This window comes from Cupriavidus sp. 05T313, from assembly GCF_056396665.1.
Map to the genome: position 1 here is coordinate 1 of NZ_JBFTLX010000396.1, position 4,329 is coordinate 4,329.

Sequence of the window (4,329 nt, forward strand, 5' to 3'; positions counted from 1 at the left end):
GCACAGGAGTCTCAAAGAGCGGCGACAACATAGCCCGCGCTAGCGATTCCCACGCCGCATCGTTCACACTTGCCGATACCGCTTCAAAGCCCCCACCTAGATAAATGACGGCGGGAATGTCTTCGTACAGCCCTCCATCTTCGTCCGGCCGGAACTGCGGGTGCCAGGTTACCCGCACCGTCGAGCATGGCGGAGCGCTACCTGGGAAGCCACGGCTTGCTTCGTTGTTAGGTACGACGACTCACTTAGATTATTACTGAACCGATGAACGACTGCGCTCCGTCCGTCGGTCGCGTGCTTGTTATTCCGTCTGTTGCCGCTCACCAAGCTTCATCCTTGGTCAAAGCAGGAGGTCCACAGTTTGTCGCCTCTTTCTGCCTGGCTCAGCTTGATATATCGGGTCACGCGCTCGCAATCACACCGAACGGAACGTTGTGAGTCTCAAGAAGGAAGTTCTCTGTCACGCTCAGCAGAGATAGCTGTTCTGGAGACGCTTTCGCGCGGGACAGCCCCGGCTGAACGATGAACACTCGCAACTTGATGGCCGCCATTCGGCTACGATTTCGGATGGCCTGAAGGATGTCGCGGTCACCGGTCTGGTACCGTGACAGCTCTTTGCCTTCACGAATCTTGGGGTCCCGCCGGAGCAGATGAACGAAGAGGTCGGTTTTCCGTAACTGGTTCAGAAGCCAGCTTATGCTTTTCTGCGCCTGACCACAAACTTCGTACAGGTCGCCAACGCGCGCGCCGGCGGTACTTTCCTGCGAATACTTGCAGTGGTAGAAGTCCACAGCGATGGTCGCGCCTGCCTCTTCTTCTGTCACCTTGATGGTAACGACGTCCGCAGACTCACCGGAGCCGTCATCATCGTAAATGACGTCATACCCGCCTGCCATCTTGAGGTTTTCGATAACCTTAAATTGGATGGAATCCTTTTCCCGAGTCACGCCCTGCGCCTCCTTCTTTATATTGACGTTAGACCAATCCCATACGGTAATTCGGTCCCGGTCGTAAGGTGCATAGATGTCCGGCAACGCCACAAGGAGATTACCTTCCAGGTACGAACCGTCGGCGAAGGTAACGACTGGAGGGTTCTCATCGAAGAACTCGGAAAGCGGCCAAGTGTGCTGGCGTTTCGTCAACGTGCCAGCGGCCTCTACTGACACAAAGCGATAGGTCGAGACCGTGTCGTCGTCGACCGGTACCAATTCCAGCCGCAGCACCACTTCAGCGGAGTCGCTGAATACCCGGAACATGATGTCGCCAGCCTCGGCGGGACTAACCAATTCGATACCGAGGTTCCAAAACTCGGTCGTCTGAGCGTCGCCGAGCCTTATCGAATACGCGCTCTCCAACTCCTGATAGATGCAGTCTGGCCAGTCGACAGCGATGGGCATTATGGCTGGACGCACCTTCACGAGTTTTGGGACGAGTGTTCCCTTTAGTACTGCTTCCGGGTCGATAGTTTCGTCAATGACTTTCGAACCGACGTGCTTACACCAACGCGCAAAAGAGTCTAGGCGTAAGCGTTGGAAAGACCACACTCGACCACGCTTTGCTGCGCCGATGGTTGCGATAGCTCCATTTTCATAACCAACTCCGGAGATAACTGCACGACGTGCGGTTTTCTTCGAGGCCTCTGACAGACGAGCGGCAACGTCTGCACCCATGCGAGCAATGTAGCGAATCTGCCTGCCAAATTGCTCATTCATTCCCAGATTCGTAAGTAGTAGGCGCTTGACGCCATGGAAGCATCGGTAGAGCACAGGGTCCTGAATAAGCTCCACATCGTCGCCACACAGGACCTTGGCCATCGTTCGATACTCGCTACTCTTGGAGGAGCCATGGATGTAGAGAAGTTCCTTTTCCTTATCCCATATTGCAACTAGCAACTCCCACTCCCAGTCCCGCACCGCCTCAATGTCAGTCCACGGGACCGACTTGCTGGTGCCAATCACGACAACGAGAATGTTCTCTTTGACGTTCAGCGTATCTCGGACCTTGTCCGAGGGAGCTAGGCCCTGCAGCCCTCTTCGAAAGTTTCCAGGCTTCCATGCGCTACAACGAGTACGGTAGACCACCATGCTGGTAGCCGGCCTGATTTCCTGCAGCGGAATTTCGCCCTCAAACGGTTCAAAGCCATCCAGGAAGCTCCGAGCCTCGATTTGCTTGTCTATCTGGGTATCGCTGAGTTCTTGGAGCAGTTCGTTCCAATCCGGGTCTTGGCTATAGAGCTTCTCGAGCTCATGCCGGACATCAATGTTGGCGACATTGGCGATGAATGTCGGACTTCCCAGGTCCGGTCTGGTGYGGGTGAACCTGCCTGCAAGCTGGAGCGTTACCGGAAGGCTTTTCCGAACGTCATGGAAAGCTGCAATTTTCAGCTCCGGCATATCAAATCCCTCGCCGAGCATATCGACGCACACCACGAGCCTCGATTTCCCAGACATCAACTTCTCGAGGGCCTCCCTTCGCTCCACCACTTTGAGTTGGCTGTGAAGCAATATCGGGTTATACCGGCCGATTTCCTCATAGATTTCGAAAATTCGTTTTGCACGTGGGATATCGCAAGCGCGAGCCATCGCAACATGTAGGCCAGTTTTATCGCTGTCCAGCTCTTGGATTGTGGCTCTAGCAATCGCTATGTCTGCCTTGTTCTCGTTAAACTCGAAAACTGACYGGAATGTAATCGGCTGGAAGTATCCGTCCGTCTGTGCCTGCCTCAACGGATAACGGTAGACTATCTTCCCATCAATGAGTTGGTCGTCGTCGCGAAAAGGCGTGGCCGTAAACTGAAGAACCCGGCGCTGGCCGAAGTGGGCTTTGAAGCGTTTCCACGTCGGCGCTTCTGCATGGTGGGCTTCATCAATGAAAAGATGTGTACATAGCTCGGATATGCGCTCCTGCAAGTGGGTCGGAAATTGCCCCGCAATGTGGCTGGTAGTGACGACCACATTGCAAGGCTCGAAAAAAGCCGTCAAGGCATCAGCAGTTTCGAATTTGTGCTCAAGGACACCGACGACTGGATAGCGTGCGCTTTCGGCGAGGATTGTACTTCCGGGCGCTTTGAGCAGGCCAAGCGTCAAGAATTTGTTCGCAATCTGGGTGCGCAGAGCGTCCGTTGGCACAACGACGATTACCCGCTCGCAGCAAGCCGATGTCAGAACTCCTAGCATAGTCTCGGTTTTTCCAGTGCCAGTGGGCAAGACTATAGATGCGACTTCGCTGCTGACCGTCCAGTGCGCGTGCACCGCATGCAAGGCCCCCGCTTGTGGCGGGCGGAAACCGATGACACCCGTCGCCCGGTCCTCCTTAACATACGAAAATCCGTCGCACCAGGAAGCGATAGCGTCTTTCGCGGCCGCGTTGTCCAAGGGCCGGTCATCGGCGTGCAATGACGGATGCTGTAACCAAGTCCCTGCCGACGCGTCCAGTGCCTCATCCACGATGGCAGCGTTCGCACATTTCAATATAGCTGCTTCCGCTGGTGCAGGTATTTGAAGAGGAACTCTCTTGAGGATTCGAACCGGCATCGGCAGGACGCCGGACGTAACTTCGAAGCCTTCCGCTCGGTCGGTCACGAATCGAACAACCTCTGCGTCAAGCTCCTGTTCCGGCCAAGCCAGCTGACGAATCCAGCTTTTCTCAATTTTTATTTTGACCGAAAACACCGCGGCAAGTCGCACCTTCATCTAGCCAGTCCCCTTGAACGCCTGCGATAGGACAACACGTTTCGCGAGCATACCGTGCTGAATTCGGATGCTCATCATTTGCTTGACTCACTAAACTTCTATGACTTTTTCGCTATCTCAGCATGCAACGAGGCAGAGGCGGCAAATGCTATTAGTAATCCATCTCGGACCTTAAGGCTTTCGCCAAGTCTTGGCCCCCATTGGCAGCAACGCTTTGACGTACGCCGTAGACCAGGAAAGCAGTACGGACTCATGCGATAGACCGCTAAGTCAAAACATCGAATCTCCATCCGTGATAGCTGTACAAAAACTGGCCACCACCTTCACGGTCGGTGAGCTTCGCAGTGAGACGAAACCTGGTGCCAACTGGGTAGTCGCGGACCAAGCGTTTCGAACATTCCACGTGCAGTTCGGTAGAGTATTTCCCACCGGGCACTGGTCGAACATGCACTGACCCATGAAGACTTCTAGTGCTCGCCGGGCAGTGGCTCTCTACGATGACTTCTTCGTAAGGATTGTCTTGTGCCATGGTGGGTCGCCTTATCAGTTTTGCCATTTTCCCTCCACCACGCTTTCGGGTCACATCCCACCGAAGCATGGCAGCTCCGCGGATGGCGCCTGCTTGTCGCCTTCAAAT

Annotated in this window: 1 protein-coding gene; it reads right to left on the reverse strand. The window is 54.8% G+C overall.

The window, feature by feature from the left end; genetic code table 11:
• Window positions 1-401: 401 nt before the first annotated feature.
• Entirely contained in the window at window positions 402-3,692 is a 3,291-nt protein-coding gene (locus AC1DKD_RS39585; protein ID WP_477144592.1) for a DEAD/DEAH box helicase, read from the reverse strand.
• Between the last annotated feature and the right edge of the window lie 637 nt (window positions 3,693-4,329).